Origin of the sequence: Rhodococcus ruber (genome assembly GCF_027270735.1) — a bacterium.
Classification (GTDB): domain Bacteria; phylum Actinomycetota; class Actinomycetes; order Mycobacteriales; family Mycobacteriaceae; genus Rhodococcoides; species Rhodococcoides rubrum_A.
Window position 1 is genome coordinate 12,954 of sequence record NZ_JAPWIJ010000012.1, and the last position, 26,935, is coordinate 39,888.

Below are 26,935 nucleotides of genomic sequence, written 5' to 3' on the forward strand. Positions count from 1 at the left end.
AAGAGGAGTGAACATGACCGCTTCGGCTGCCGAACTACTCGCCTCCGCGCCCTGCGGAGTGTTCTCGGTCGACGTCTCCAGCGGCAGAATTCTGTACGCGAACGTGGCCGCCTCTCGAATCACTGCCCGCAGCCGCGACTCGCTGGAGGGAACCCCGGTCGCAGACCTGTTCGGTGCCGAGTTCGCACCGGTGCTGGCAGGCTTGCTCGACGCGGCATCCACATCCGATTCGGACGTGCCGATCGGGACCGCTGCGCAGCTGACCGGCGCACCGGGGCGAGCGTCGTCCACCGCGGTGTCCGTGCTGGCCAACAGACTTCGTTCGGAGTCGGGTGCGATGACCGTCACGATGACACTGCACAACGAGACGGAACGCCGCGTGCGCGAAAAGGATCTGGTCGACGCCCGTATCTATGCCGAGGCGGCTCAGGACGATGCCGAAGCAGCCCTCGATCGATCCCAGGATGCGTTGGGAGCATCTGAGCAAGCTCGAAAGTTGGCCGAGGCCGAACGGACTCAGGTTCAGATCTTGGCGTCGACGCTTCAGCGGACTCTGCTTCCGCCGATCCTCTCCGCTCCGACCGGCATGAACGTCGCAGCCCACTATCACCCCGCATCCCTCGACGAAGTCGGTGGTGATTTCTACGATGTGTTTCCACTCGACAAAGACACGTGGGGCTTCTTCCTCGGTGACGTGAGCGGCAAGGGTGCCGGTGCCGCAGCCGTCACGTCACTGACTCGGTACACCTTGCGGGCCGCGGCAGTGTTCGACCGCAACCCGATCTCGGTGTTGGAGAACCTCAACACCGTTCTGCATCACGAGTTTCACGGCGACGACCCGAGGTTCTGCACGGTGGTGTTCGGCACCATCACTCCGCAACCGAACGGCGCGGTGGTACACCTCGCAAGCGGCGGGCACCCACCCGCGATACGCATAACCCACGATGCTGCAGTAGATTTCGTCGACACTACCGGCGGGCAGCTCGTCGGTGCCCTGTCCGAGCCTCACTTCGAGTCGGCATCGGTGACACTGCGGGCCGGTGACGTCATGGCGTTCTACACCGATGGCCTGACCGAAGCCATCGTGGGACCCGGCCGAACTCGCTTCGACGACAACGGGAACCTCGAGACCTTCGTCGCCGAGATGGGACCCACCACTGCTCCGAAGATCGTCGACGACCTCACCACCCTGCTGGCGTCGTTCGGCGACGGACTTCAGGACGATGTGGCTCTGCTGGCCTTCGACGTCCCTGTTCCTGACACGGGCTCGGTCGAGGCGTAATCGCCGCGGAAGGCGTCGATCAACGAGACAGTATTCCGGACAGGAATACCCTCAGCACATTGTCGGCGACGTCTTCGGGGGCTTCTGCCGATCGTGTCACAGATCTGATCACCACGTTGTTGGCGAGCATGGTGGCCAATTCGACTGCGGACACCTCGGTAGCGAAGTCGCCTCGGCGCTGACCGCTCTCGAGAATCGGAATGAGCGCCGACGGCACGGGAAGGTGTTCCCTGATAGTGGTGACGGTACCGGGCTCGTGAAACTGCTCGAAGCTCAACGCAAGCAACATTCCCGAGCTCATGGCCCGATTCCTCGCCACGAATTCCGCCAGACGATTCACCGAACGATTAAGAGCCACAACCGGTTCCACTTCGAGACGAGCATCAGCGCGACCCAGTCGGAGTACACGCTCGAACTCGGGGGTGAGCGCGGCGACGATGATGTCGACTTTGCTCGGAAACAATCGCTTGAGATCGGTGACGGTCAACGACGAGGCCGACGCGATGTCTGCGAGAGTGACCGAGAAGTATCCGTGTTCCGAGAACAGCGTCTCGGTAGCCGCGATGACGTCGGATTCGATGTCGACCCTCGAGGGATCGAGGGATTCGAGCGACGGCAGAGCATCGACCTGCTCGTTGGTGCGTTGCCGTCGATCCGAGTGCACCGGGTCCACCGCCCAATCCAGCAACGAATCGATGGCCGTGGACACCCGTTCCGCGGAGATCGTTCCCGGGCTGAGACTTTCACGGAAGGCAAGCCCGTCGAGCAGAGCGACGAACACTGTCGAGAGGTCGGCCACCGTCAGTGGCGTTCTCACCGAACCACCGAGAGCACGAAGTTTGCGCCGGACCGTGCCCTCCACCGCATGATCCATGGCATCGAACTCAGGTGCCAACGAGGACCGCGCTCCGGCGTGATCGGAGGCGATCATGGCACCGATCATTCTTCTACGCAGCAGCCCAGAGGTCAGCTGTTCGAAATAAGCCGCGAAATCCGAGGAAGGCAGCTCGGCGACGTCATCGGACGATGAGTACTCCAACGTCACGTGTGCGAGCAGTTCTTCCATGAACGCTTCCTTGCCGCCGCGCTCGCCGGTGCGGGAAGAGCCTGGATACGCGTTGTGGAAGGTTTGATGCGACAGTCCTGCTTCTTCCACCACCGCTGCAATGGACAGCGATCGAGCCAGCACCGTCATATCGAGATCGGTCAGCAAGCGGGAACCGGCTCGGAGCAATTGTTCGCGTGGTGTGGATCTCGAGCTCAACGACAACCGCCTACGGATGTTCGACCTGATGGATAGATGACTATATCAACACACATCTCGCGCTAAAGTTTTATAAGTCTATAAAGCCCGATAGATATGGATATCCAATTCTGTAGTGATCCTCGAACATGGTGGTGTTGTTTCATATTTCGAAGCGTGGTCGGATGATCGAAACACCCAAGACGGACAGCGGGGGTCGGATGCCATGCAGAACACGAACACAGGGGTGACGACCATGACGCTCGAGATCGAGTCCGGTGCGTCGATTCACCCGTCACAACGATTTGCGCCTCGACGAAGCGCGTCGGCGGTGCGCTCCCGAACCACCGCAAACCCCGGCAACGGTAGGCCTCGGGTGCCGCAGGAGCCGGTCGAGTTCGCCGATCCCGGGTTGACCACCCGAGAGATCGCAGTTCTCGGAGCCTGGTTGCGCTGCGACTCCAAGCAAGAAGTGTGCGCGGTGCTGCATATTGCGTTGGGCACGGTGAATACCCATCTGTCCCGTATTCGCGCGAAGTATGCCGGTGTCGGTCGGGCTGCGCCGACCAAAGCGTCGCTCGTCGCCAGAGCACTACAGGACGGCCTGGTCGCCCTGGAAGATCTGTGACCGAAGGTCCCCACGAGGCGGGCAGAGGAATGATCCCCTGCCCGCGCAGGTGACGACACGCGTGGCACACTTCGGTCGATGAACGACAAGCCTGTGTTGATGTTGCTGCACGGCGTCACCATGTCGGGAGCAGCGTGGGACGACGTCGTGCCACTGCTGGCCGAACGGTTCGATGTCATTGCTCCCACCGCGGCCGGTCATCGTGGAGGCCCGGCGCTCGCCGGTGAAGCGACAATCGCCGCCGTCACCGATGCTGCAGAACGCGAACTCGACGAGCGCGGCCTGGGTGCAGTACACATCGCCGGAAATTCGATGGGCGGATGGATGGCCGTCGAACTGGCGAGACGGGGACGCGCACGCTCGGTCTGTGCATTCTCACCTGCGGGACTGTGGGAAAGGGACGAGAAGCCGGGTGCCAGCCGAGCCACCTTGATCCGTACCAAGAGATTGGCCGACGCGACTCGTCGTCTGGCCCCTGCGCTGATGAGGTTCGGTCTCGCTCGCCGAATTGCCATGCGCGACATCGCAGTCCATGGAGAGCGCATGACGCCGCAGCAAGCCGTGCGATCGTTTCAGGATCTCGTCGGGTGCGACGCAGCGTACGAACTACTGAACACCCGCGAAAGCATGGACCCGCTCGTCGACCTGCCATGCCCGGTCACCGTCGCGTGGGCGGCTCACGATCGCATCTTTCCACCCGCAGAGTTCGTCCCCATTGCCCGACAGCGCCTGCCTCGAGCCCGGTTCGTCACCGCGCCGGACGTCGGCCATGTTCCGATGATCGACGACCCGGTTCTGTGCGCACGAACGATCGTCGATTCGATCGAGGATCAGGCGGGCTGACGCGGTCTGTCAGGCCCACGGGTCCGCACGTCGCCACAGCGTCGGTAGCTCGAGAACGATTCCGTCTCTCCGCGCACAGTCGGCCAGCACGGCGACCGAGGCAGTCATATCGTCGAAGGCGTACGGGAGTGGATGCAGGGGCTTGTGCACAGGCCGAAAGAAGTTGTCCCAGTGCGTCAGAACCACGCGCCGGGCACCGACGACCGAGGCCGTCTCCCGCCAATACTGCTCGATGAACGCTCGCGATTGCCGGCCGAGTTGGCCTATCGATAGATAGACCACGTCGGCGTGGCTTCCATCGAGCATGCCGACCCGGAAACCGGCGCTGCTGTGGACGAGTGCGGTCCGGCCGCTGGGAATGTGTTCGACCAGCATCGACCACGCCTCACCGCATCGATATTCGCTCACCCGAGCGGGCTGGCTCAGTGGTCGCTCGATCTCCCCGTGCGCTCGATCCGGATGCGAGTGAACGGATTCGAAGAAGGTGACGACGAAATTTCCGTGCTCGGTCGTTTCACCGTTCTCGACCGAAACGATGCGGTCGTCGGAGAGATCCGAACCCTGCCCGATGAAACCGGTCGAGGAACCACCGACCAGAACCGCCCCGGTTCTCCGAGCCACCGCCGCTGAATCGAGTGCATGATCGTAATGCGAGTGGGCACACAGCACAGCGTCGAGCGAGGTGATGCCTGCTCTGTGCAGGGCAGCATCGATCCGCCGCATGTCGGAACGAAGTGGCAGCACGAGGGTTCTCGCCAGCGACGGGCGCGAGAAGAACCCATCGGTGAGAATCGCGGATTCACCGTCGTCGAACAACACCGTGCTGACACCGAGGAACGACACCGTCACCGGCGAGCGAGGAGTTGCCGAAGCGGTGGTGGCAATCTCCGACGGCCCCGGCAGCGGGGGCCGACCGAAGCGTCGGAACACCGTCACGCCTGCGCAGCGAGCGCGCGTCCGGCCTGCCGGCCACCGAAGATGCACCCGCCCAGGAACGTTCCTTCCAACGAGCGATACCCGTGCACACCGCCGCCGCCGAAACCGGCGATCTCACCTGCCGCCCACAGGCCGTCGATCGCGTGCCCGTTGCCGTCGAGGACGCGGCCTTGAAGGTCGGTTTGGATGCCGCCCAATGTCTTTCGGGTGATGATGTTCAACCGCACCGCAATCAACGGCCCCGATTTGGGATCGAGGATCTTGTGCAACGACGCGGTACGGGCGATCCGCTCCCCGCGCGAACGACGGGAATTGTGAATCGCGGAGACCTGCAAGTCCTTGGTGAACGGATTGTCGACCTCGCGGTCGCGAGCCTCGATCTGCCGCCGCAGATCGACCACGTCGATCAGGTGCTCGCCGGTGACCCTGTTCATTCCCTGTACGAGTTCATCGAGGGTGTCGGCGACGACAAAATCCTCGCCGTTCTTCTTGAACGCCTCGACCGGTTCACTGGCACCGGGCAAGACTCGGCCGAGCACGAGCTTGAGGTTCTTACCGGTGATGTCCGGGTTCTGCTCCGACCCCGACAGCGCGAATTCCTTCTCGATGATCTTCTGGGTGAGGACGAACCAGGAGTACTCGAACCCGCTGTCCTGGATGGCTTTCAACGTCCCGAGGGTGTCGAAGCCCGGGAAGTTGGGGGCCGGAAAACGCAGACCACGCGCGTCGAACCACATCGACGACGGTCCTGGAATGATCCTGATTCCGTGGTTCTTCCAGATCGGGTTCCAGTTCTTGATGCCCTCGGTGTAGTGCCACATCCGGTCCTTGTTGACCAGACGTCCGCCGACCTTCTCGGTGATACCCAGCATGCGGCCGTCGACATGTTCGGGGACTCCCGAAATGAGCGATCTCGGAGGCGTTCCCAAACGAGCCGGCCAATTCTCCCGCACCAGATCATGGTTCGCTCCGATACCGCCCGCGGTAACGAGCACCGCACCGGCGTGCAACTCGAACTGCCCCACCTCGACGCGAGTACTACCCGCACCGCGCTCGGCTGCGCTGGGTTCGAGAATTGCGCCGCGCACTCCCTCGACCACCCCTGCGCTGACGACGAACTCGTCGACGCGATGACGAAAACCGAAGCGCACCAGTCCCTTGTCCGCGGCCTCGCGGACACGACGCTCGAACGGTGCGACGACGCCCGGCCCGGTGCCCCAGGTCAAGTGGAAGCGTGGAACCGAGTTGCCGTGGCCGTCGGCGAGGTATCCGCCGCGTTCGGCCCAGCCGACGACAGGAACCCACCGCACGCCCTGCGCGTGCAGCCAGGACCGCTTCTCCCCTGCCGCGAAATCGAGGTAGGCACGTGCCCACTGGTGGCCCCAATAATCCTCGCCGGCGGGATCGTCGATACCCCGATCGAATGTCGCGGTGCCGAGCCAGTCCTGCCAGGCCAGTTCGGCCGAATCTTTGATACCCATGCGTCGCTGTTCCGGAGTGTCGACCATGAACAGCCCGCCGAGTGACCAGAACGCCTGTCCACCCAGATTCTGCTCGGGCTCCTGGTCGAGAAGGAGCACACGCTTTCCGGCGTCGGCCAATTCGGCGGTTGCCACCAGTCCGGCCAACCCCGCACCCACCACGATCACGTCTGCGTCCATTGCCCCACTCTTCTGCTCGACCCGGCTGTCTCCCTCGACTGTGCTGTCGTCGGTGCCGGAACTCAAGCAAATCGACTCGAATGACTATACGATTTATCAGTTGCTGACAATTGTGAGAGGTAGATCGATGCACCCAGCGCGGGTCGCCGTGGTCGCGAAGATCGAGTCGGAGTTGGGCCCCGTCGTCGCATCGGCGGTGCACGCGATTCGCGACGCGATCCCGGTCTACCGATCGCTTCAGGGTGCACAGTTGGCCGACGTCGAGGCCATCGCGTATTGGTCCTTGAGGCGGTTGATGGCCCTGTGGGCGCATGGCGATCGAACGATCGACGACCGTGACCACAGCAGATTCCGCGCGATAGGTACCGCACGCGCAGCAGACGGGCGCCCGCTGGCCGATGTGCTGCGTGCGTATCGAGTCGCGTCGAGCGTGTTCGTCCGGCACGTGACAACCGAGTATCTCGATGCACTCGAACCACCGGACATCGCCGAACTCGGCCTGGGCGTGCTCGACGCACTCGACGCAATCTCCGAGGAGATCATCGGCGCGTACGTCGTTGCGCGTGAACAGCTCACATCCAACCGTGCGCAGGCGCACGCTGCGTTGCTCGACGACCTGCTGGCTGCCAGACACAATTCACCCGGGACGGTGTCGGATCGATCCCGCGAACTCGACCTGAAGCTGCCCACGCACCCGAATCTGCTCGTGGTGCAATCGACCGATCCAGGCCGACCCATGTCCGACGACACCGTCGAATCGCTGGTTCTCGCTGTGGGACTCGTCCCGCCCGACCGCACCGCGACGTCGGGTCAGCGGACTTACTTGTGCACTCGGCGCGAGCAACGCGCGATCGTGTTGTTGCCACCATCGATCCACCGCGCCGAGGCCGACCTCGCGTGTCGAGATCTGCTGCTGCGCGGATGTCTCGTGGAGAGATCGACCATTGCCGGTATCAGCAGTTCGTGGCGACTCGCCTCGGAAGCACTGGACACCGCACCGGATCACGCGTTCGACGACCGGGCACTGCTCGATCAGGGCGACGGTCAGCTGCTGGCACTGCTGACCGCGCGCCCCACCGCGGACACGAGCGAGGTGGTACGTAGCGTGCTCGGCCCACTGACAGATGCAGCGAACGAACATATTCTGCAAGGCCTTTCGGCCTTCATCTCCACCGGTACGGCAACGGCTGCCGCCACTCGACTACAGGTGCACCCGCAGACATTGCGCTACCGACTGCGCCGGGCTCAGGAACTGACCGGCCGTGATCCGCGATCGGCCTGGCACAGACTGGCCCTCGATACTGCGATCCAATTGCGCCAACTCGGTTGACCCGGCTCGGCTGAACCCAGCGTCGTCGGTGGTCATGCGCACACGCGACCGTGCCTGACTACTCGAGCCCGAGTCGTCGATCCCATTAGGATGACCGGTATGTCGGAACAGGTCACGTTTTCCAGCGCAACCGGACCCACCTTGGCAGGCGTGGTCGATGTTCCCGAGGGTGAGGCGCGAGGGTGGGGCGTATTCGCTCACGGATTCACGCTGGGCAAGGACTGCCCGGCGGCGAACCGAATGTGCAAGCAGCTCGCGGCCGACGGCATCGGAATGCTTCGCTTCGACAACCTCGGTCTGGGCCACTCCGAGGGCGACTGGGGCGACGGTTCATTCTCGAACAAGGTGCACGACACCGTCAAGGCCGTCGAGTTCATGAACGCGACCGGTCGCGAGGTGAAGTTGCTCGTCGGCCATTCCTTCGGCGGCTCGGCGGCCATTGCTGCGGCGCACGACTGTCCGACGGTCGAAGCGGTCGCCATCGTCGCCGCCCCGTTCCAGCCCGCGCATGTCGAGCACAACTACGACGCACTCATTCATCGGATCCAGGACGAGGGTGAAGCGCCGTTCCACGCCGGCGGCAAAGCGCTGACCCTCAAACGACAGTTCGTCGACGACGTCCGCAAAGCAGACCTGCGCGAGCGCATCACCACCCTGCGGAGACCTCTACTCGTCATGCACTCCCCCACCGACAACACGGTAGGGATCGACAACGCCAGCGAGATCTTCCAGGCCGCCCGCCACCCCCGGAGCTTCGTTTCGCTCGAGGGGGCCAATCACCTTCTCACCGGCAAGAATCAAGCAGCTCGTGCCGGTCGGATCATCAGCGCCTGGGCGGATCCGTACCTCTGACAGGCGGGGTCGAGCGATTCAGTTGATGTTCCACGACTCGACAGCATCCAGTCGCTGACCGTCGGAGTCGTACGTGTAGAAGCCTTCACCGTCCCCGAGACCGGTCTTTCCCGCGTCGATACCCTTTTGCAGAATGTCGGCAAATTTGACCTGATCCTCGCCACCGTGTGCGCGCGCAATATGTGCTGCGACGTTGAAGCCGACAGTGTCGTATATCTGGAACGGACCGGCGGGTGCCCCGGTGGCTATGCGCCACACGTTGTCGATGTCCGCCGGATTGGCAACCCCACCGACGTAAAGGTTGGCTCCTGCTTGCAGCAGCGGGATCAGAAGACTGTTCAGCACGTATCCCGGAATTTCCTTTCGGACCGGAACGGGAACGAGACCGATCTCCGAAGCAAAGATCGATACGACATCGAAGTAGACAGGATCTGTTGCAGCAGTTGCCATCACTTCACCGGTGTTGTACCGCCACACGAGATTGGCGAAGTGCAATGCAAGAAACTTTTCCGGCCGCCCGGTGGCCTCGGCGAAACTGCTGGGCAGTAGCGACGACGAGTTGGTCACGAAGATAGTTTTCGGCGGAGCGAACGCGCCGATATCCGACCAGACCTTCTTCTTCAGGTCGAGATCCTCCGGAACTGCTTCGATCACCAGGTCGGCGTCCGAAACGGCCTCGGCGACGCTGGTGGTGGTCGTGATGGATTCGATGGCCTCGTCGAATCGCGCCTCGTCGAAAGTCTTCAGGTCACGCTTGTAGTATCCGCGCATCCATTCCCAGCGATCCGGCAGCTTGGCAAGTAGTTCGTCGGAAATGTCGTATCCCACAACGGTTTTTCCGTGGTAGGCAGCCTGCATCATGATCTGCGAACCGAGCACTCCGGTTCCGAATACGGTCACGTTCTCAACATCGGTCATGGACGACACACTTCCCTATATGGAGTCACTGGTTTCCCGCTCTCCAAGTTCTACCGCTGAGCGCGGAGCCATCGTCTCGTGGGGTCCAACAGTGGACCGACTCGACCGACGACAGCGCTTAGCACTCCACAGGATCGACGGAAAGAGGCGGTTCTGCAGGCCACCATTCCGTAGCCGTTAATTCGACCTTCGGCTTCGCATCGTGTTCGCGCCGCGGGACCTCACGGCGTTGCGAGCAACTTACTGCGGAACAGGTCGAGTACCTGGTCCAAAGCCTGCCGGGTCGGCTGACCCGGCTCGTCGATGAGTCCTTCCGTGACGACAGAGTGTGGCGGCCCGAATGCTTCCGGGTTGAACGCAGAATCGGGCAATTCCACCGACACGAATGCGTTGCCGAGTTGTTCCCTCAGAAACTCGAACCGTGCAGGGGGACACATCTTGTCGCCCTGAAACCGCATACCGAGAACAGTGAGATCTCCCGCAGCACAACGGCTTTTCACCTTCGAAAGGTCGCCGGCACTGATGTCGATGGAACGACTGCGTGACTTCGATGCCGCGAACGGAAGGGACGGTTGCGACAGCACCGGTGCGATCAATCGATCGTCGGCGGCCATCGCCAGGGCGAACCCGCCCGTGAAGCACATTCCGATGGCACCGACGCCTGGTCCGCCGCACCGCTCGTGTTCCTCGGCCGCCAGAGCACGTAGCCACACCACGATCCGCGACGACTTGCCGGTGGCCAAGATGGTGAACTCTCGACTGATGCACGCCGGCACCATGGCACGGGACATGGTGGCAGCGGTACCGAGCAGTCCGAGGGGTGCGGTCAGCGGGTCCTTCCCGTCGACGCCGAACAGATGCGGGACGATCGCGGTACATCCGATTCCGGCGACGGTCCGCGCGAAGTCCGCAACCCTCGGCGTGATGCCCGGCATTTCGGACATCACGATGACCGCCGGCCCGGTGCCGATTCGATAGACAGGCGCCGTGCGCCCGTCTGCGGTGAACTCGGTTCGTTCGAAATCGGCCAGCGTGTCATCGGTCATGGGAACACGTCCTTCGGAGAGGGGCACGCGCGGCTGCGGTACCGGACACGAGCATAAAGCGGTGGAGCAGTAAGCCCTGATGGACCAGGACTACCGCGAATACTCACGCAGGAGGAGGTACAGCGGTGCTGCGAAGCAGATCCCCACAGAACCGGTACCGACGGGCACCAACCACCAGTGCTTGACTCCGTTGTCCTTCGAGTCCCAGAGGGACCAGACCCCGAAGGCAATGCTCGTGATTCCCAGATCGGCGGTCAATGCACGAGTGGGAGTCGAGGCGACCCAGTCCGCGAAGAATGCGGTTGCGCTGTCGCGACTGACGCCGTGCTCCTTGAAGTAGGCGACGACGAACGAGTTGGGGACAACGAACCCGATCACGGTCAGCAGGAGCAGGAGGCGTCGACGAGTGGCATCTGCTGTTCTCATGGATCTCAACCTAGGGCACTTCGCGATCTCCTCGGCGTGTCGTTCGAGATCGTCGTCCTCGCTCGATCCTCACATGGCTGGACAGCGGTACGATTCCGAGCAATATCCGGCCATCATGGGGGTCAGTAGTGCGCACCAGGACAAAGCGGTTCGGGCTCGGACTTGTCGTGTCCGTCAGTGTCGCGCTGGCGATCCCCTCCCATGCAACAGCGTCGCCCATCGAGTACGTCAACCTCGGCGACAGCTTCAGCGCCGGCAACGGCGTGCTGCCGCTGGCGCCGAACATGCCACTGAGGTGCCTCCAGTCGGAACGCAACTTTGCTCATCTCGTCGCACGCGAGCAGGGCTACAGCCTCACCGATGTCAGCTGCGGCGGTGCGGCCACCGACGACTTCGATTCCCCTCAATTCGAGGGCATACGAGCGCAATTCGATGCACTATCGCCATCGGCCGATGTGGTGACCTCGATGATCGGTGGCAACGACAACAGCGTGTTCTCGGGAGCGATCGCAGCATGCGTGAGTGCACTCGCAACCCACGCCGGTGCATTCGATCCGTGCACGCAGCAGAACGGAAGTAGCTTCGACGACAAGATTCTCGACAGCACGCTGCCGGCTGTTCGACAGGCGTTGCGAGACATACATACTCGTTCGCCCGAGGCAGAGGTGATCATCATCGGTTACCCATGGCTCATCCCGGCCGCGAGCACGTGCGAACCGTCGGTCCCCGTCGCACTCGGCGACGTTCCGTATCTGCGCAACCTCCAGGCCACGCTGAACGATGCCATCCGCCAGGCAGCGGCCGACACCGACACGACCTTCGTCGACATGTCCGTGGTGTCCGAGGGGCACGATGCATGCCAACCCGTCGGAGTGCGGTGGGTGGAACCACTGCTGTTCGCAGATCAGTTCGTGCCGTTGCACCCCAATGCGCTCGGCGAGGCCGCCATCTCGGCCGAGGTGACCGAGGCGCTGACTGCCCAACGTGGCTCCCCGATCGGCTGATTCGGCACGGTTGTCGGTGAAATCAGGACGCCGCCGGTTCCACGAGCGGCGTCTGGAACGACCACAGATGTCCCTCGGGATCGCGAACGCTGTATTCACGAACGCCGTAGGGCATGTCGGTGGGCGGGTAGTCGATCGTTGCCCCGGTTGCCGCCACGCGAGCGTGGTGGGCATCGACGTCGTCGACGAGGATCGCAAGCGACGCGGTGACCGCGCCGGTGGTCAGTGGAGACACCATCCGATGTTCGGGGGCCTCGCGGTGCAACCAGACAACACCGTCACCGGCGTGAACCTCGCCGTGGACTGCTCGGTCGCCGTCGTATTCGATCTGTCCGGGAGCCAGCCCCAGCACGTCGACGAGGTAGGAATGGGCTGCTGCGATGTCGCGGTAGACCAGCAACGTGGTCCGGCGAGTGACCGCGGGCTCGTCGGTCGACAGGCCGGAGAGCAGGTCCAGCAGGGCGTCGTCGCCCGGGCGAGCACCGTGAAGGAGTCGGTCCTCCACGGCCCGAACGCGCTCTCGCACACGAGCGAGCTCGGCCATCCGTTGGTCCAGGTCGGCCAGATGCTCCCGCGTCAGGTGGTGAAGATCCCCTGCCTCCGGATCGACGTCCGCAAGCGGAGTGCCCAATTCTCGAAGCAGTCGAATCCGGTACAGCCGAGCGAGATCTCCGCCGTCGTACCGGCGCCTGCCTCCCCCGTCCCGGACCGGCGCGAGCAGACCCAGCTCCTCGTAGTAACGCAGGGTCCGCTCGGTGACGCCGGTCCGACGGGCCACGTCGCCGATACCCCAGGTGGTCGAATCGCTGCTGTTCATGCAGGCAACGGTAGAACCTCACGCCACGTCAGGAGCAAACTCCGGCCGGGGACGGATCAGACATCCTCGAGTCGAATCCCCTTGGTCTCCTTCATGAAGAAGCAGGCGACGCCGGTCAGAGCAGCCAGGAACATGATGTACACGCCGAACACCCAACCCAGATCCAACCCGAGGAACAGCTGGTTGAGATACGGCGCCGTTCCGCCGAACACCGCTACCGAGAACGAGTAGGCGAATCCGATTGCCTGCGTGCGGAGTCGGGTGGGAAAGCTCTCCGACAGTGTCGAAGACAGAATCGAGGCCGGGACGGCGATGACGAGCAGCGCCACCGTCGACGGGAGCAGCAGTGTCCACCACTGCGTAGAGATCAGCATCGTCAGCGGGACCTGCAGCACGAACATCAGCACGGCGAATGCGGCCAGCATCGGCCGTCGACCGATCGAATCCGAGAGACGACCGAAGAACGGTAGGGACACCAGGGCTATCAACTGTGCGATGACGAGCATCCAGTACGCGGTGTCGGGATTCATCCCGCGCTGCGTGATGGCGAAGGTCGAGACGTACGAGGTCCAGGTGTAGTGCGCCGCCGTGATTCCCGACGTCATTCCGATCATCAACACGATCGCCTTCACGACGGTCTTGCGCGCGATCGGTACTTGTTCGACCTTGTTCTGCTCCGAGTCGAACACCTCGCTCTCGTCCATGTTCTTGCGCAGGTAGAGAGCGAACAGCGCCAGGAGTGCACCCAGCAGGAAGGGGATACGCCAACCCCATTGCCCGACAGCAGAATCCGACAGCGTGGAGGTGATGACGCCACCCACTGTGTATGCGAGAGCCGATCCACCGAAGATGGCGACGAACGCGACGCTGCCCCACATGCCACGTCGGTTCGGAGGCGCGATCTCGCCGACGTAGGAATACGCCGTCGCCGACTCGCCCCCGTGCGCGAAACCCTGCATGACGCGTGCAAGCAACAGCAGTACCGAGGCCCAAGCCCCGATCGAACCGTAGGTGGGCATGATGCCGATCAGCAGGCTGCCGGTTGCCATCATGAGCATCGTGGTGACGAGGACGAACTTACGGCCCTTCTTGTCCGCGATCCGTCCGAACACGATGCCGCCGAGAGGCCGCATCAGGAATCCGACGGCGAACACCGCCAGCGTGGACAACAATGCCGAGACCGGATCGGCCTGACTGAACATGGCCGCCGCGATGAACGGGGCGAACACCGCGTAGGCGCTCCACTCGTACCATTCGAGTACGTTGCCTATCGTGCTGGCGAACAGTGATTTCTTCCGTGAGGAGATATCCGGTGCAGAGCGGGTGTCGCGCGATGATCCGACGGTCATGGAGTGCCACTTTCGATCGAATAGTTTTCCACAGGAACAGGTTTGAGTGCTGAACGTCGAATCTTCCCGGTCTGGGTCTTGGGAAGCTCGTCGATGATGTGGATGGATTTCGGACGCTTGTACGCGGCAAGACGATCCCGCGCGAAGGCCATCAGTTCATCCGGCGTCGTGGTGGCGTCGCGTCGGAGTGACACGTATGCCACCACCGATTCCCCTTGATAGTCATCCGGCCTGCCCACCACAGCGGCCTCGAACACCGCTGGATGTTCGTAGAGTGCATCTTCGACCTCTCGGGGCCACACTTTGTATCCCGACACGTTGATCTGATCCTTGAGCCGGTCGACGAGATACACCCAGCCGTGTTCGTCGATGATCGCCACGTCGCCTGTGCGCAGACGCCCCTCTGGGATCGTCGACTCGGACGCGTCGGGATTGCGCCAGTATCCGGAGACCACTTGCGGACCCGAAATCTCCAGTTCCCCGGCGATTCCCGCAGCCGTCGGCTCCCCCGAGGGGTCGAGCGTACGTAGCGTCACGCGCGGTAGCGCAAACCCGACGGACAACGATCCGCTCACGGAGTCCACCGGCGCACGCGAGCCCGGCGGCACCGCGATGACGCCCGCCGTGGTTTCGGTCATTCCGTAGGCGTTGTGGATGTAGCAGCCGAAGGCGGACTCGAACGCGGTGACCGTTGCCGGCGGAATGGGCGCGCCACCGGAGTACAACGCCTTCACCGACTCGAAGTGGGCGCGAGTCGAACCTGCTGCCGCGGAGATCGCATTGAATACGGTGATCGACCCGATCGTGTACGTGACCCGATGTTCGACGAATGCGTCCAGCGTGACCGCGGCGTCGAAGCGATGAGCGAAGACGAGCTTGCAGTCACGCACCAGCGCGACCGCCGCGTCGAGCATCGCACCCGTGATGTGGAACAGCGGTGCAACGGCGAACACGACGTCGCCGTCGATGAGACCGGCCCGTTCCCCGAAATCGAGAGCAGTCGCGAATGCGTTCGCATGCGAAATCTGCGCGCCTTTCGGCGGACCCGTGGTTCCTGACGTGTACGCCAGAAGCGCGAGATCGTCCGGCTGCGGATCGAACTCGGGGATGGATCGGCCACGGTAGCTGTCGATCAGGCCCATCAGATCGTCGTCGGGCCGTGGCGTCACGCGCGACGTGGACGAGAAGACTCGCGGGTCGTTGCGTGCCTGCAGGTCCAGTCCGCTGGTGCTCACGATCAGTCGGATCGAACTGCCGCGCAACGTCGCCCCCACAGCATCGAGATCGTGTTCGTCGCAGACGAGTGCGATCGGTTCTGCATCGTCGATCAAGGTGCGAAGTTCACGGTTGCGGTACATCGGGTTGAGGATCAACGCGACCGCCCCGATCTTCCACAGCGCGAGGAAGGTCAAGGCGTACTGCGGAATGTTCTGCAGATAGATGCCGACGCGATCGCCCTGCGCCACTCCTCGATCGATCATGGCCGCGGCGAGTGCATCGGATGCCTCGTCCACCTCGCGGACAGTGAGCACGGCGTCGAAGTACGCCAACGCCGGCCGGTCCGGGGTATCGGACACTCGGCTACGCCAGGCGTCGAGAACCGTTGCAGGCCCGGTCGCTCTGTCGAGGGTCATGGATGGCCCTTTCGGTCGAGCAGAATATCGGCCCGGATGGACCGACCGAACACTCGCTCGGTCTGCGTTTCAACAGTGTTGCGGATCACAACTTTCGTGTCAACCCAATGTGTACGGGCCGACCGTACTCGAGTCAGCCTCTACGGTAAGCGCATGACCGCGACCCACAACTGGCGAATGTACGAGGGCTCGAGCCTTTCCCCAGCTTTGGCGTCGGCGCTGAAGATGTTCGTCGAGCAGGGCTACCACGGGACGTCGGTGCGGCAGATCGCTGCGGGGGCCGGCCTGTCCGTTCCCGGCCTCTACCACCACTTTCCGTCGAAGCAGGCCCTGCTGGTCGGCATCATGGATGCGTCGATGGACGAATTGCTGGACCGGACTCGATCGGCCGAGGCCGACGCAGGTTCATCGCCGAGCGATCGGTTCGACGCGGTCGTGGAGTCCTTGCTGCTGTTCCACATTCATCGTCGCGACGCCGCCTTCGTGTGCTCGACGGAAATTCGCAGCCTCGAGTCGGCCAATCGCACCGCGTACATCGCCAAGCGCGACGACGAACAACGTGTGCTCGATGCGATCGTCGCCGACGGCGTCGCATCAGGCCTTTTCGACAGTCCATACCCGAGGGACGCCAGTCGCGCCGTCACCACGATGTGTGTCGGCGTCGCCACGTGGTACCGCCCCGATGGACCCTTGGCACCAGGCGACTTGGTCGCCGTGTATCTCGATATCGCCCGACGGACGGTCGGTGCCGTGACCGGGATACACGAGTAGGGGCCCGATCCGGGTTCCTTGACCCGGGCGGGCAGTTGTGCCAACCTTCGAGGAACCGAGCGAGTGTTCGGTCGGTACTGAAAAGGAGCACATGGTGGCCATCGATCTGACGTACGACCCGGACATCGAGAAGCTGATCGACCGGACTCGCGCATTCACTCGAGACCACGTGCTTCCCATCGAGGACAAGTTTCTGGGCAACGTCACCGATGCCGGCGGTGACCGACTTCGCGTCGAGATGCAGGCGGCCGCGAAAGAAGCCGGCGTTTTCGCGCCACATGCGCCTGTCGAATACGGCGGCCACGGCCTGTCGATGAGTGACCGCGCCCCGGTGTTCGAGGAAGCCGGCTATTCACTCTTCGGACCCATCGCACTGAACCTCGGTGCCCCGGACGAGGGCAACGTCCACATGCTCGCGCACATCGCGTCGGCGGCGCAGAAGGAGCAGTTTCTCGCGCCCCTCGCACGCGGAGACGTGCGTTCGGCTTTCGCAATGACCGAACCCGCACCGGGTGCCGGTTCCGATCCCTCAGCCCTGACCACCGCAGCCGAACGGGTCGTGGGTGGATGGAAGATCAACGGGCACAAGTGGTTCATCACCGGTGCCGACGGAGCCGGGTTCTTCATCATCATGGCCCGAACCTCCGGCAAGCCCGGCGATCGAGGGGGTGCCACGATGTTCCTGGCCCCCGCCGACACTGCGGGCATCACGGTCGGCCGACACATTGGCACTTTGGACAAGGCCATGATCGGCGGACACTGCGAGGTGTTCTTCGAGAACGTATTCGTGCCCGACGAGAACGTGCTCGGGGCCGTCGACGAGGGATTCGCCTACGCCCAGGTGCGTCTGGGGCCGGCCCGCATGACCCATGTGATGCGCTGGCTCGGAGCCTCCAGGCGAGCCCACGATATCGCCGTGGCACAGGTGGCCCGGCGCGAAGGATTCGGCAGCAAGCTCGGCGACCTCGGTATGGTTCAGAAGATGGTCGCGGACAACGAGATCGACATCGCGGCCACCCGCGCACTGTTGATCAAGGCATGCTTCGAGCTGGACCGGGGTGGACACGCGAGCAACGAGACGTCCATCGCCAAGACGTTCGCCGCCGAGGCAATCTTCCGAATCGTCGACCGCAGCATCCAGATGTGCGGCGGGCTCGGAGTATCGGACGATCTTCCGCTGGCGAGGCTCTCGCGCGAAGTGCGACCCTTCCGCGTCTACGACGGTCCGTCCGAGGTACACCGCTGGGCCATCGCCAAACGGACGATCGGTGCCGCCAAGCGCGCCGCGCGGGAGGCACAGTCGTGAGCGAACTGCCGGGAATGAATCGCGATGCGCTGGAACGGTTCCTGCGAAAGAACAACATCGAGCTCGATGGCACGTTGTCGGTCGAGATGATCAGCGGTGGTCGCTCCAACCTCACCTACAAGGCATACGACGACACTTCGACATGGGTTGTTCGTCGACCGCCCACCAGCGGGCTCACGCCCTCGGCGCACGACATGGCCCGCGAGTGGGCCGTCACCGCGGCTCTTGCATCCACCGACGTTCCCGTGGCGCAGACGGTTGCCTTCGATCGAGACGGTTCGGTTCTCGGTGCGCCGATGACCGTCGTCGAGTTCGTTCCCGGACGAGTTGTCCGTACGCGTGAGGATCTTTCCGATCTCACAGACACGCAGGTCACAGCGAACGCCGCCGAGCTCGTCCGGGTGCTCGCCAGGCTGCATGCCGTCGACCCCGCTGCCGTAGGCCTCGGCAGCTTCGGACGACCCGACGGCTTCGTCTCCCGTCAGGTCGCGACGTGGGCTCGTCAGTGGCACAGCGTCAAGACCCGCGATCTACCCGATGTCGACCGACTTCACCGGGCGCTGGAGGCAGCGATACCGACGCACTCGGCATCGTCCATCGTCCACGGAGACTATCGCGTCGACAACACCATTCTCGACGCCGACGACGTCGGTTCTGTTGCCGCAGTGGTCGACTGGGAGATGTCCACCCTCGGCGATCCCCTCACCGACGTCGCGCTGATGTGCATCTACCGTCAACCCGTGTTCGATGCGGTCCTGGGCGCGGACGCGGCATGGACCAGCGACCGATATCCCTCGGCCGACGACCTCGCACAACGGTACGCAGTGGAATCGGGTCGTGAACTGCAGAATTGGGGCTTCTACCTGGCCCTGGCCAATTTCAAGCTCGGCGTGATCGGTGAGGGCATCACCCACCGCGCGCTCTCGGGTTCCGATACCGGGGCCGGCGCCCGTAACGCCGCGAACGCCACCGGGGAGTTCGTCGCAGCCGGGCTCAGAGCACTCTCGGGATCGGACGAGTGAGCGTGCGTCAGGCCGGCTCTCGCATCACGCCGATGTGGCGCACGGTTCCGGACAGGCCCGGGAGCTCCTTCGGTTCGGACCAGCCGACCAAGTCCTTGCTGTCCGAGTACAAGTACTTCTGGTTGGTGTAGTCGTCGTAGTACAGCCGCCAGGTACCGTCGGGCAACTCGACGACGGCGGGCCCTTCCTTCAATGGACCGAAGTCTCGGAAGGTGGGGTCCAGAACGTACGGACCACCGAGCGAGGGTGCGATCCAGTGCTCGATGACCTTCTGGCTCTCGCCCTTTGTGAATGCGTGGTACAGAGCTCCCGCCTTCACCACCGTGGTATCGATGTGGTCGTTGATGATCCCTGTCAACGGAACCGGGGAGCTCCACGTCGTCAGGCCGGGATCGGTCGCCGTCATGAGATACGGAACGAACCCTCCGCCGGCAGACAACGACACGATGATGCTGACGCGGTCACCCTCGACGAACCACTCCGGTGCCCAGGCCTTGGTCGTGAACGGCGACAGTGACGGAAGTTCCGAGGAGCCTGCCGAGCCGGTACCTGCTCCGGTACCGGGTAGGAGCAGACAGCAGAACGGGATCGGAAGGTTCGCCACGAACGTCCAATTGACACGATCGGTGCTGCGCGCAAGACCGATGTCCGCCCCGCCGCCCGTTGTATAGGTCACGTAGTACATGCCGTCGGTGTGCCGAAAGATGCTCGAGTCGCGCACCACACCGGTAGGCGGTCGGTAAGCACCGGCCTGCAGGGTGGTGAAGTCCGTCCCGTCGCTGGATTGGTAGACATCCATGTCGCGATCGCTGTCGTTGCTGAACGCCACCATCGTGTAGCGCCACGCGGACGGCGCGGCGGCCCCGGTGCCCGCAGAGGCGAACAGGAGCCCGGCCACGACGAGGATCACCATCGGAACGGCGATTACACACTTTCTGACGTTCGGCATCACCGAAGCAGTATGTACGACCCATGCGCACCACGCACAACTTTCGTCGCAGGCGGAAACATTGTCACCGTTCGGTCAAGGATGCGAAAGATACTGCGACACGGTCTTGGATTGGTACATCTCGTGATCGGCGTCGTCGAGAATGTCCAACGCACTACGGCTGTCGTCTCGATCGACGGTGACACCACCGATGCTCGCCGTCACCGTCAATACCCGTCCCGCCGTCGTGATGGGAGAGGCGAGTTCGGCACGCACATCGTCGGCCTCGGTGCCCGCTCGATGCGGAACCACTGCCACGAACTCGTCGCCACCGATTCGTCCGACGAAGGCGTCCGCCGGGAGCGCCCTGGTCAGACGCGCGGCAACCACGCCGAGCACAGCGTCGCCGACAATATGTCCGTGCAGGTCGTTGATCGTCTTGAAGTTGTCGAGGTCGATGAACAGCACTGCCATCGCGCCGTCGCGAGCCGGCCGGGCCAGCTCTTCGTCGAGCCGCGCCAAAATCAGCGGCCTGTTCGGCAGCCCGGTCAGATCGTCGTGCGTCGCGGCATGTTCGAGCTTGATGTTCATCCGGTAGGCATCGGTGATGTCGACGAACGTCGCGACTACGGAGGGGGCCTGGCTGCCCGAAGTCAGCATCGTCGCCGTCAACGACAGCCAGAAGTTCCTGCCGTCTCGTCGACGCTCGACGCCGATCACCGCTTGGCTCGGCTGACCGGTCTTTCTCGTCACGGCGACCGGGTGCTCGAACGGGTGAATCGGACTCTCGTCGGTGCCATACACCCGAAATGGGAGGGATGACGCCCGAGCTGCCGTCTCGGCCCCGACCTGAAGGTCGAGGATCGTCTTCGCCGCGAGGTTCGCCGACTCGATGCGGCCGGTGTGATCGAGCACGACGACCCCGGCTTCGAGTGATTCGACCACCGCGGTGTAGTGGTCCTCGGCCCGTTGCACCGCGCTTCGGTCGGCGCACACCAACACCCAGCCGTCGGGCATCTGAGCCGCGGACACCACCACCGCCAGCGCAGTGCCGTCGCCGCGACGATGCGACTCGCACAGTTGTCCACCGGCCCGCAGAATCGAGGCCGGATCGCACGGAACGCCAACTGCGTACGAGACGCTGCGACCGAGAACGTCGTCCGAAGACCTGCCGTACACCGACTCGGCTGCGGGATTCCAACTCGACACCAGGCCGTCGGACGAGACACCGACGATGGCATCGCTGACATGCTCGACCAAGGCGGCTTGATACCGCAACGCCTTCTGTGCGGCCTTGTGCTCGGTGAGATCTCGCAGGATGACCTGGAACGCCGGCTCGCCGTTCCACACCGTGCGCACGGACACTGCTTCCATGGTCAGTGTCGTCCCGTCGAGTGCAAGCACCGTTGCTTCGGACGCTGCGCTTGCCGTGCCGTGAGTGCCGAGAGCGGCGATGCGCTCGAACATGGGCCCTATCGACTCGGCAGCTATGAAGTCTTCGATCGGCCGCCCTATGACGTCGTCGGCGGTGTCGGCGCGTAGATACCGCATTCCGGCCGGGTTCAGATAGACGAGCGTGCCACGTCGGTGAACACCGATCGCGTCCGGTGAATGCTCGACTAGAACCCGGTAGCGGTCAGCCAATCCAGGCGACGCGGGACTCGAGTCAGGGTCGCCGACGCTCTCGCGCTCCCCTGGGGCCATGCTCGGTCCTCGCGTTCCTAGACAGACGGTCAACACCCGATTGAACCACCAGATCGTGGCTCCGTGGAGTTCGATGCCCGATATGCAACGAACATCCCGTTCTCGACTGGACCGTATACCGGTTTCGGAGGCTAAATCGAGGAGCGAGCCGACTCCGGTTCGATTACCTCGCATAGAAACGGAAATCGAAGATGAGTACTCAGGGAATCGACATCACCGGGATCGGTGCAGTGTCCGGCTACGGCTGGGGCACAGACGCTCTGTGGAACGGCCTGTCCACGGGCAAGGCGGCAGCCACCCTGCATCACGATCGCGCCCGACCCGGCCAAAATCCGGTGTGGCTGGCGAAAGTACCCGACGGCGGAGACCACGCCGATGGCAGCCGATTCGGACGGGCGCTTCGTGGGGCCGCTCGCGAGGCCATCGACGACGCGATGACGCGTGGTTGGCGACCTGGGCGACGTGTCGGTCTGATCCACGCCGTCGTCCTCGGCGAAGTGGACGAGTGGCGAAACTTCTACCTGGAGGACGGTGGTGAGCGCCGAGTTCGTGACTATCTGACTCTGATGCCGTCGACGCCGGTGTCGCTGTTGATGCAGGAATACGGTTTTCACGGCCCGGCCATGAATGTCTCGGCCATGTGCGCATCGGGTAATGCCGGCCTGCTGACCGCCAAGATGTGGCTCGATACCGGCTTCGTCGACGACGTCGTGTTCGTCGCCACCGATCTGTCGCTGACGCCGGAGAACATCGATCATTTCGTCAAGCTCGGCGTCGGCGTCGTCGACGTGGAGCCCCAGGAGGGCTGCCGGCCATTCCAGGAAGGCAGTCGAGGATTCGGAATGGGCGAAGCAGCAACGGCTTTCGTGTTGTCCAATCGAAGCACTGCCTCGTACGCCCGAGTGTTGGGCGGCTCCATGACCCACGACGCGTTCCACGCCACCTCGATCGACCCTTCACTCACTCACGTACGAGCCTGTTTCGAGGAGGCGTTGGCCGACGCCGGGGTCACACCACGCCAGGTGCGCTACCTCAATGCGCACGGACCCGGCACCGCGCAATGCGATGCAGCAGAGACGGAGATGTTGCAATCGGTGCTCGAGTCCCGCGCGCAGGTGTATTCGGTGAAACCATTGACCGGACATTGCCAGGGTGCGGCGTCGGCGATCGAAACCCTGTCGGCGGTCATGGGATTCGAATGCGGACTCGTTCCCGCGGCCCCGCAGGTCTCGGATGCTCACCCCCTGCTGCTCGACGGATTCACCACGGCAGAAACGGGATTGACTGTGAAGTCGTCATTGGGAATGGGCGGACACAACTCGGCGGTCGTGTTGGCACCGGCGTGACGTGCGTTCCTCACACCTCGGTGGCAGCTCCGCAGATTCCGCATTCCTCGAATTCGGTGCGCTTCCAGCGTGCGACCGGAACGAAGAACAGCGTGAATTGCTGGTACTGCTTCATTCTCGCCCACTGGGTTGTGTTGTGGCACCGCGGGCAGTTTCGCGTTGCGCCCGTTCCGACGTGTTTGCGCTTGCTGCCGAAACCGAAGAGTAGGAACATCACCCCAGCATAGGTGGCCCGAACGGCTGCCGAACTCTGTGCAGCAAAACGTTCGAGCCACCGTCGCGTTCTCGCGATGGTGGCTCGAACGACTGCTGGGTCGGACGCTGTCAGCCGGCGATCATCCCGTGCGGGTCGATGACGAATTTCTGCGCAACACCACTGTCGAATTCGCGGTAGCCGCGCGGTGCATCGTCGAGCGTGATGACCGTGGCATTCACGGCCTTGGCAATCGAAACCCGTTCCTTGAGGATTGCATTCATCAATTCTCGGTGGTAGCTCATCACGGGGCACTGCCCGGTGGCGAACGACAGCGACTTGGCCCAACCGGTACCGAGGCTGAGCGAGAGAGCGCCACGCTGCGCAGCCTCGTCCACGCCGCCCGGATCGCCGGTGACGTACAGCCCGGGGATACCGATGCCACCACCAGCCGTGGTGATCTCCATCAGCGAGTTGAGTACCGTCGCCGGTGCCTCGTGGGACGAATCTCCGCCGTGACCGCGAGCCTCGAAGCCCACCGCATCCACCGCGGCGTCGACCTCGGGAACGCCGAGAATCTGTTCGATCTGATCCTGCGGTGCACCCTTGCCGACGTCGACGGTCTCGCAGCCGAAGGTTCGCGCCTGGGCCAACCTGTCTGCGTTCATGTCGCCGACTATCACCACCGACGCTCCGAGCAGTTGCGCACCGACTGCAGCAGCGAGGCCGACCGGCCCCGCACCGGCGATGTAGACCGTCGCACCGGGTTTCACTCCTGCGGTGACCGCTCCGTGGAATCCGGTGGGAAAGATGTCGGACAGCATCGTCAGGTCCAGAATTTTCTCCAACGCCTGGTCCCGGTCGGGGAATTTCAACAGGTTGAAGTCTGCGTACGGTGCCATGACGTACTCGGCTTGACCCCCGACCCAACCACCCATGTCCACGTACCCGAAAGCCGACCCGGGTCGATCGGGGTTCACGTTGAGGCAGATGCCGGTCTTGCGCTCCTTGCAGTTTCGACAACGTCCACACGCGATATTGAACGGTACCGAGCAGATGTCTCCGACCTTCAGGAATTCGACATCCCGTCCGACCTCGACGATTTCGCCGGTGATCTCGTGGCCCAGTACGAGCCCCTCGGGTGCCGTCGTGCGCCCACGCACCATGTGCTGGTCACTGCCGCAGATATTGGTCGAGACGACCTTCAGGATCACACCGTGTTCGCATTTTCGACCGACATTGGCCGGATTCACTCCGGGTCCATCGGTCAGCTCCAGGCCGGGAAAAGCGATGTCCTGGACCTCCACCTTCCCTGGGCCGGCGTACGTCACTGCTCTGTTGTCTGCCACGATTTCTCCTGTTCGACGGTGCCCTGCTGCGATCGACAGACCGAGACCGCTTGTGCGCTCACAGAATTCGTACACATTCGACAGTGAGCGCAGGACGATGTGGCCTGCATCACACCATAGTATGCGCACTTGCGAATGCAGAGAGCGCCGCCCGCCGTGCGCAGCAATCAGCGGACCGGTACCGCTCCACGGCGCTATCGTCGACCGGTGCCCACCGACGACGATCACAACGAGACCATCACCATCGGAAGCGCGCCCGGAGTGGAAGTAGAGGTACTCCCCTACGGTGCGACACTCCAACGAATGTCGGTCACGGGAGGTGACGGCGAACGACGCGACGTTCTGGTCGGCCTAGCCGGTGAGCGCGAATTACACTCGTCCACAGCTTATTTCGGCTCCACTGTCGGACGGTTCGCGAACCGAATCAAGGACGGGCGGCTCGAGATCGACGGGCAACCTGTGCAACTGACGATCAATGACGGCACCAACCACCTGCACGGCGGAACCGGCGGCTTCGACTCACGACACTGGACCGTGATCGGCCGATCACCGGATTCGGTCGACTTCGAGCTGATCAGTCCCGACGGCGATCAGGGCTACCCGGGCGAAGTCCGTGCGCGGGCCCAGTTCTCCGTCACGCTCGACAGTGCGCGGCTGGAGTTGACGGCAACGACCACCGCGACGACGGTGGTGAACCTGACGTCGCACGCATACTTCGACCTCGACGGCCACGGCATCGACGAGCACACCCTGCAGGTGTTCGCCTCGACGTACACCCCGGTCGACACCGAGGGAATCCCGACCGGTGCTGTCGATTCCGTCGACGGCACCGCGCTGGATCTGCGCAGGCCCGGACGGGTCGGAGACCTTGCCCGAGCCACTCATCCGCAGTTGCTGACCGCCCGGGGAATAGACCACAATTTTGTCATCGACGGTGCGGGGCTTCGGCGTGCGTCGATCCTGAGCTCCGAGCGCAGTCGAACGACACTGGAATTGTGGACCGATCAGCCCGGCGTGCAGGTCTACACAGGCAACTTCCTGGATGGCAGCGATGTGTCCCGGCGCGGCTCGATGCTGCGCCAAGGGGACGGCATTGCGCTGGAACCTCAGCTGTTCCCCGATTCGCCGAATCACCCGAGTTTCCCGTCGGCGGAGTTACGCCCGGGCCGGACGTACCGATCCGTGATCGAGTGGAGGTTCTCCGCCCTCCAGGCCTGAGTGAGCGTTCACAATTTTTGTAGAAATTCTCGTTCCAAGCCTTGACGCCATCGGATGTTAACGCTCACACTGTGTTGCACACGTCACAGCGGAGTGGCGACATTGAGGAGATCACCATGGCGTCGAAGACAATTTTCGCGGCGAGCGCGCTCATCCTGAGTGGTGCGATCGTTTTGAGCGCGTGCAGTAGCGGAGGCGGCGGCGACGCAGCCGGAGGCGGCGGTGACGGCGCAACGGTGCTGGGCTTTTCCCAGGTCGGAGCCGAGAGCGGATGGCGCACGGCCAACACCACTTCCATCCAGGACGCAGCCAGTGCAGCCGGCGTGGAGTTGAAGTTCTCCGACGCACAGCAGAAGCAGGAAAACCAGATCAAGGCAATCCGCACCTACATCCAGCAGAAGGTCGATGTCATCGCCTTCAGCCCCGTCGTCGAGACGGGATGGGAGCCGGTTCTGCAGGAAGCCAAGCGCGCGAACATCCCCGTGATCCTCACCGACCGCTCCGTCGACACCACCGATGATTCTCTGTATGCCACGTTCCTCGGCTCCGACTTCGTGGAGGAGGGCAAGAAGGCAGGCGACTGGCTGGTACAGAACAGCGCCACTGCGGATACCACCGGCGACGGCAAGATCAACGTCGTCGAATTGCAGGGAACCACCGGTGCTGCGCCCGCCATCGATCGGGCCGAGGGATTCCGCGACGCCATCGGCAGCCAGTCGAACATCGCCATCACTGCCTCACAGACCGGCGATTTCACCCGTGACGGCGGCAAGCAGGTGATGGAGTCGTTCCTCAACTCCAACCGTGGCCAGATCGACGTCGTCTTCGCGCAGAACGACGACATGGGCCTCGGCGCGATCCAAGCCATCGAAGCCGCCGGGCTGGTACCCGGGAAAGACATCAAGATCATCACCGTCGACGCGGTCAAGGACGGGATGCAAGCGCTCGCGGACAAGAAGATCGACTTCATCGTCGAGTGCAACCCGCTTCTCGGACCGCAGCTGATGGAGCTCACCGACAAGGTCGTCAAGGGCGAGGACGTTCCCAAGAGGGTCGTCACCGAGGAGACCACGTTCACGCCCGACCAGGCGGCAGCAGTACTCGCCGACCGCCAGTACTGAAAGTCGAC

25 protein-coding genes are annotated in these 26,935 nt (G+C 63.3%); 12 read left to right on the forward strand and 13 right to left on the reverse strand.

Annotation, left to right across the window (positions count from 1 at the left end):
• Positions 1-13 precede the first annotated feature (13 nt).
• A complete protein-coding gene (locus O4220_RS23430) occupies positions 14-1,282 on the forward strand; it encodes a PP2C family protein-serine/threonine phosphatase (protein ID WP_269607928.1) in 1,269 nt (422 codons plus the stop codon).
• A 19-nt stretch (positions 1,283-1,301) separates the two neighbouring features.
• On the opposite strand, the gene O4220_RS23435 is transcribed toward O4220_RS23430, so the two are convergent.
• Positions 1,302-2,546, reverse strand: a complete 1,245-nt coding sequence (locus O4220_RS23435; protein ID WP_269607929.1) for a TetR/AcrR family transcriptional regulator — start codon at positions 2,544-2,546, stop codon at positions 1,302-1,304.
• Between the two features lie 235 nt (positions 2,547-2,781).
• Here O4220_RS23435 and O4220_RS23440 point away from each other — a divergent pair, with 235 nt between their 5' ends.
• Complete coding sequence (locus O4220_RS23440; RefSeq protein WP_269607930.1) at positions 2,782-3,153, forward strand: LuxR C-terminal-related transcriptional regulator; 372 nt, start codon at positions 2,782-2,784, stop codon at positions 3,151-3,153.
• A 78-nt stretch (positions 3,154-3,231) separates the two neighbouring features.
• Positions 3,232-3,996: an alpha/beta fold hydrolase gene (locus O4220_RS23445; protein ID WP_269607931.1), complete on the forward strand. Its 765-nt coding sequence runs from the start codon at positions 3,232-3,234 to the stop codon at positions 3,994-3,996.
• 9 nt (positions 3,997-4,005) lie between these two features.
• On the opposite strand, the gene O4220_RS23450 is transcribed toward O4220_RS23445, so the two are convergent.
• Both O4220_RS23450 and O4220_RS23455 read right to left on the reverse strand, forming a co-directional pair.
• Positions 4,006-4,932, reverse strand: coding sequence for an MBL fold metallo-hydrolase (locus tag O4220_RS23450; protein ID WP_269607932.1), 927 nt, complete (start codon positions 4,930-4,932; stop codon positions 4,006-4,008).
• Positions 4,929-6,593: an FAD-binding dehydrogenase gene (locus O4220_RS23455; RefSeq protein ID WP_269607933.1), complete on the reverse strand. Its 1,665-nt coding sequence runs from the start codon at positions 6,591-6,593 to the stop codon at positions 4,929-4,931. Before O4220_RS23455 ends, O4220_RS23450 begins: the two co-directional genes overlap by 4 nt.
• A gap of 127 nt (positions 6,594-6,720) precedes the next feature.
• Between O4220_RS23455 and O4220_RS23460 the strand changes: the two genes are divergently transcribed.
• Complete coding sequence (locus O4220_RS23460) at positions 6,721-7,923, forward strand: helix-turn-helix domain-containing protein (protein WP_269607934.1); 1,203 nt, start codon at positions 6,721-6,723, stop codon at positions 7,921-7,923.
• A gap of 99 nt (positions 7,924-8,022) precedes the next feature.
• Positions 8,023-8,775: an alpha/beta hydrolase family protein gene (locus O4220_RS23465; RefSeq protein WP_032377170.1), complete on the forward strand. Its 753-nt coding sequence runs from the start codon at positions 8,023-8,025 to the stop codon at positions 8,773-8,775.
• A gap of 18 nt (positions 8,776-8,793) precedes the next feature.
• On the opposite strand, the gene O4220_RS23470 is transcribed toward O4220_RS23465, so the two are convergent.
• The 3 genes from O4220_RS23470 to O4220_RS23480 all read right to left on the reverse strand — a co-directional run bounded on the left by O4220_RS23470 (position 8,794) and on the right by O4220_RS23480 (position 11,165).
• The gene (locus O4220_RS23470; RefSeq protein WP_269607936.1) at positions 8,794-9,693 is read right to left on the reverse strand and encodes a 3-hydroxyacyl-CoA dehydrogenase; all 900 of its coding nucleotides are present in this window, start codon (positions 9,691-9,693) and stop codon (positions 8,794-8,796) included.
• Between the two features lie 221 nt (positions 9,694-9,914).
• Complete coding sequence (locus O4220_RS23475) at positions 9,915-10,739, reverse strand: dienelactone hydrolase family protein (protein ID WP_269607937.1); 825 nt, start codon at positions 10,737-10,739, stop codon at positions 9,915-9,917.
• Between the two features lie 90 nt (positions 10,740-10,829).
• The gene (locus O4220_RS23480; protein WP_269607939.1) at positions 10,830-11,165 is read right to left on the reverse strand and encodes a DUF2834 domain-containing protein; all 336 of its coding nucleotides are present in this window, start codon (positions 11,163-11,165) and stop codon (positions 10,830-10,832) included.
• A 167-nt stretch (positions 11,166-11,332) separates the two neighbouring features.
• Between O4220_RS23480 and O4220_RS23485 the strand changes: the two genes are divergently transcribed.
• On the forward strand, positions 11,333-12,169 hold the full coding sequence (locus O4220_RS23485; protein WP_269607940.1) for an SGNH/GDSL hydrolase family protein: 837 nt from the start codon (positions 11,333-11,335) through the stop codon (positions 12,167-12,169).
• A 22-nt stretch (positions 12,170-12,191) separates the two neighbouring features.
• On the opposite strand, the gene O4220_RS23490 is transcribed toward O4220_RS23485, so the two are convergent.
• From O4220_RS23490 to O4220_RS23500, 3 genes are read right to left on the reverse strand one after another with little or no spacing between them, the layout of a single operon-like run.
• Positions 12,192-12,986 (reverse strand): MerR family transcriptional regulator, encoded by a 795-nt coding sequence (locus O4220_RS23490; protein WP_269607942.1) that lies wholly within the window; start codon positions 12,984-12,986, stop codon positions 12,192-12,194.
• A 56-nt stretch (positions 12,987-13,042) separates the two neighbouring features.
• Positions 13,043-14,335, reverse strand: a complete 1,293-nt coding sequence (locus O4220_RS23495) for an MFS transporter (protein WP_269607943.1) — start codon at positions 14,333-14,335, stop codon at positions 13,043-13,045.
• Positions 14,332-15,969: a class I adenylate-forming enzyme family protein gene (locus O4220_RS23500; protein WP_269607945.1), complete on the reverse strand. Its 1,638-nt coding sequence runs from the start codon at positions 15,967-15,969 to the stop codon at positions 14,332-14,334. Before O4220_RS23500 ends, O4220_RS23495 begins: the two co-directional genes overlap by 4 nt.
• Before the next feature lie 153 nt (positions 15,970-16,122).
• Between O4220_RS23500 and O4220_RS23505 the strand changes: the two genes are divergently transcribed.
• The 3 genes from O4220_RS23505 to O4220_RS23515 all read left to right on the forward strand — a co-directional run bounded on the left by O4220_RS23505 (position 16,123) and on the right by O4220_RS23515 (position 19,068).
• Complete coding sequence (locus O4220_RS23505) at positions 16,123-16,740, forward strand: TetR/AcrR family transcriptional regulator (protein ID WP_269607946.1); 618 nt, start codon at positions 16,123-16,125, stop codon at positions 16,738-16,740.
• A gap of 94 nt (positions 16,741-16,834) precedes the next feature.
• The gene (locus tag O4220_RS23510; protein ID WP_269608076.1) at positions 16,835-18,046 is read left to right on the forward strand and encodes an acyl-CoA dehydrogenase family protein; all 1,212 of its coding nucleotides are present in this window, start codon (positions 16,835-16,837) and stop codon (positions 18,044-18,046) included.
• A complete protein-coding gene (locus O4220_RS23515) occupies positions 18,043-19,068 on the forward strand; it encodes a phosphotransferase family protein (protein WP_269607947.1) in 1,026 nt (341 codons plus the stop codon). Before O4220_RS23510 ends, O4220_RS23515 begins: the two co-directional genes overlap by 4 nt.
• 7 nt (positions 19,069-19,075) lie before the next feature.
• On the opposite strand, the gene O4220_RS23520 is transcribed toward O4220_RS23515, so the two are convergent.
• On the reverse strand, positions 19,076-19,981 hold the full coding sequence (locus O4220_RS23520; protein ID WP_269607948.1) for an arabinofuranosidase: 906 nt from the start codon (positions 19,979-19,981) through the stop codon (positions 19,076-19,078).
• Between the two features lie 111 nt (positions 19,982-20,092).
• The gene (locus tag O4220_RS23525) at positions 20,093-21,700 is read right to left on the reverse strand and encodes a bifunctional diguanylate cyclase/phosphodiesterase (RefSeq protein WP_269607949.1); all 1,608 of its coding nucleotides are present in this window, start codon (positions 21,698-21,700) and stop codon (positions 20,093-20,095) included.
• A 191-nt stretch (positions 21,701-21,891) separates the two neighbouring features.
• Between O4220_RS23525 and O4220_RS23530 the strand changes: the two genes are divergently transcribed.
• On the forward strand, positions 21,892-23,046 hold the full coding sequence (locus tag O4220_RS23530; RefSeq protein WP_269607950.1) for a beta-ketoacyl synthase N-terminal-like domain-containing protein: 1,155 nt from the start codon (positions 21,892-21,894) through the stop codon (positions 23,044-23,046).
• Between the two features lie 10 nt (positions 23,047-23,056).
• Here O4220_RS23530 and O4220_RS23535 read toward each other — a convergent pair whose 3' ends face one another.
• Positions 23,057-23,260 (reverse strand): zinc-ribbon domain-containing protein, encoded by a 204-nt coding sequence (locus tag O4220_RS23535; RefSeq protein WP_269607951.1) that lies wholly within the window; start codon positions 23,258-23,260, stop codon positions 23,057-23,059.
• A gap of 110 nt (positions 23,261-23,370) precedes the next feature.
• Positions 23,371-24,588: a formaldehyde dehydrogenase, glutathione-independent gene (fdhA, locus tag O4220_RS23540; protein WP_094617013.1), complete on the reverse strand. Its 1,218-nt coding sequence runs from the start codon at positions 24,586-24,588 to the stop codon at positions 23,371-23,373.
• Positions 24,589-24,795: 207 nt separating this feature from the next.
• Between fdhA and O4220_RS23545 the strand changes: the two genes are divergently transcribed.
• Positions 24,796-25,806 (forward strand): aldose epimerase family protein, encoded by a 1,011-nt coding sequence (locus tag O4220_RS23545; RefSeq protein WP_269607952.1) that lies wholly within the window; start codon positions 24,796-24,798, stop codon positions 25,804-25,806.
• Between the two features lie 116 nt (positions 25,807-25,922).
• On the forward strand, positions 25,923-26,927 hold the full coding sequence (locus O4220_RS23550) for an ABC transporter substrate-binding protein (protein ID WP_269607953.1): 1,005 nt from the start codon (positions 25,923-25,925) through the stop codon (positions 26,925-26,927).
• Positions 26,928-26,935 lie beyond the last annotated feature (8 nt).

What these genes read in the sequence shown, in the direction of transcription:
- O4220_RS23430 (WP_269607928.1), top strand. Translation starts at nt 14, where the DNA reads ATGACCGCTTCGGCTGCCGAACTACTCGCCTCCGCGCCCTGCGGAGTG.
- O4220_RS23440 (WP_269607930.1), top strand. Translation starts at nt 2,782, where the DNA reads ATGACGCTCGAGATCGAGTCCGGTGCGTCGATTCACCCGTCACAACGA.
- O4220_RS23445 (WP_269607931.1), top strand. Translation starts at nt 3,232, where the DNA reads ATGAACGACAAGCCTGTGTTGATGTTGCTGCACGGCGTCACCATGTCG.
- O4220_RS23455 (WP_269607933.1), bottom strand. Translation starts at nt 6,593, where the DNA reads ATGGACGCAGACGTGATCGTGGTGGGTGCGGGGTTGGCCGGACTGGTG.
- O4220_RS23460 (WP_269607934.1), top strand. Translation starts at nt 6,721, where the DNA reads ATGCACCCAGCGCGGGTCGCCGTGGTCGCGAAGATCGAGTCGGAGTTG.
- O4220_RS23465 (WP_032377170.1), top strand. Translation starts at nt 8,023, where the DNA reads ATGTCGGAACAGGTCACGTTTTCCAGCGCAACCGGACCCACCTTGGCA.
- O4220_RS23470 (WP_269607936.1), bottom strand. Translation starts at nt 9,693, where the DNA reads ATGACCGATGTTGAGAACGTGACCGTATTCGGAACCGGAGTGCTCGGT.
- O4220_RS23475 (WP_269607937.1), bottom strand. Translation starts at nt 10,739, where the DNA reads ATGACCGATGACACGCTGGCCGATTTCGAACGAACCGAGTTCACCGCA.
- O4220_RS23480 (WP_269607939.1), bottom strand. Translation starts at nt 11,165, where the DNA reads ATGAGAACAGCAGATGCCACTCGTCGACGCCTCCTGCTCCTGCTGACC.
- O4220_RS23490 (WP_269607942.1), bottom strand. Translation starts at nt 12,986, where the DNA reads ATGAACAGCAGCGATTCGACCACCTGGGGTATCGGCGACGTGGCCCGT.
- O4220_RS23495 (WP_269607943.1), bottom strand. Translation starts at nt 14,335, where the DNA reads ATGACCGTCGGATCATCGCGCGACACCCGCTCTGCACCGGATATCTCC.
- O4220_RS23500 (WP_269607945.1), bottom strand. Translation starts at nt 15,969, where the DNA reads ATGACCCTCGACAGAGCGACCGGGCCTGCAACGGTTCTCGACGCCTGG.
- O4220_RS23505 (WP_269607946.1), top strand. Translation starts at nt 16,123, where the DNA reads ATGACCGCGACCCACAACTGGCGAATGTACGAGGGCTCGAGCCTTTCC.
- O4220_RS23520 (WP_269607948.1), bottom strand. Translation starts at nt 19,981, where the DNA reads ATGGTGATCCTCGTCGTGGCCGGGCTCCTGTTCGCCTCTGCGGGCACC.
- O4220_RS23525 (WP_269607949.1), bottom strand. Translation starts at nt 21,700, where the DNA reads ATGGCCCCAGGGGAGCGCGAGAGCGTCGGCGACCCTGACTCGAGTCCC.
- O4220_RS23530 (WP_269607950.1), top strand. Translation starts at nt 21,892, where the DNA reads ATGAGTACTCAGGGAATCGACATCACCGGGATCGGTGCAGTGTCCGGC.
- O4220_RS23535 (WP_269607951.1), bottom strand. Translation starts at nt 23,260, where the DNA reads ATGTTCCTACTCTTCGGTTTCGGCAGCAAGCGCAAACACGTCGGAACG.
- O4220_RS23550 (WP_269607953.1), top strand. Translation starts at nt 25,923, where the DNA reads ATGGCGTCGAAGACAATTTTCGCGGCGAGCGCGCTCATCCTGAGTGGT.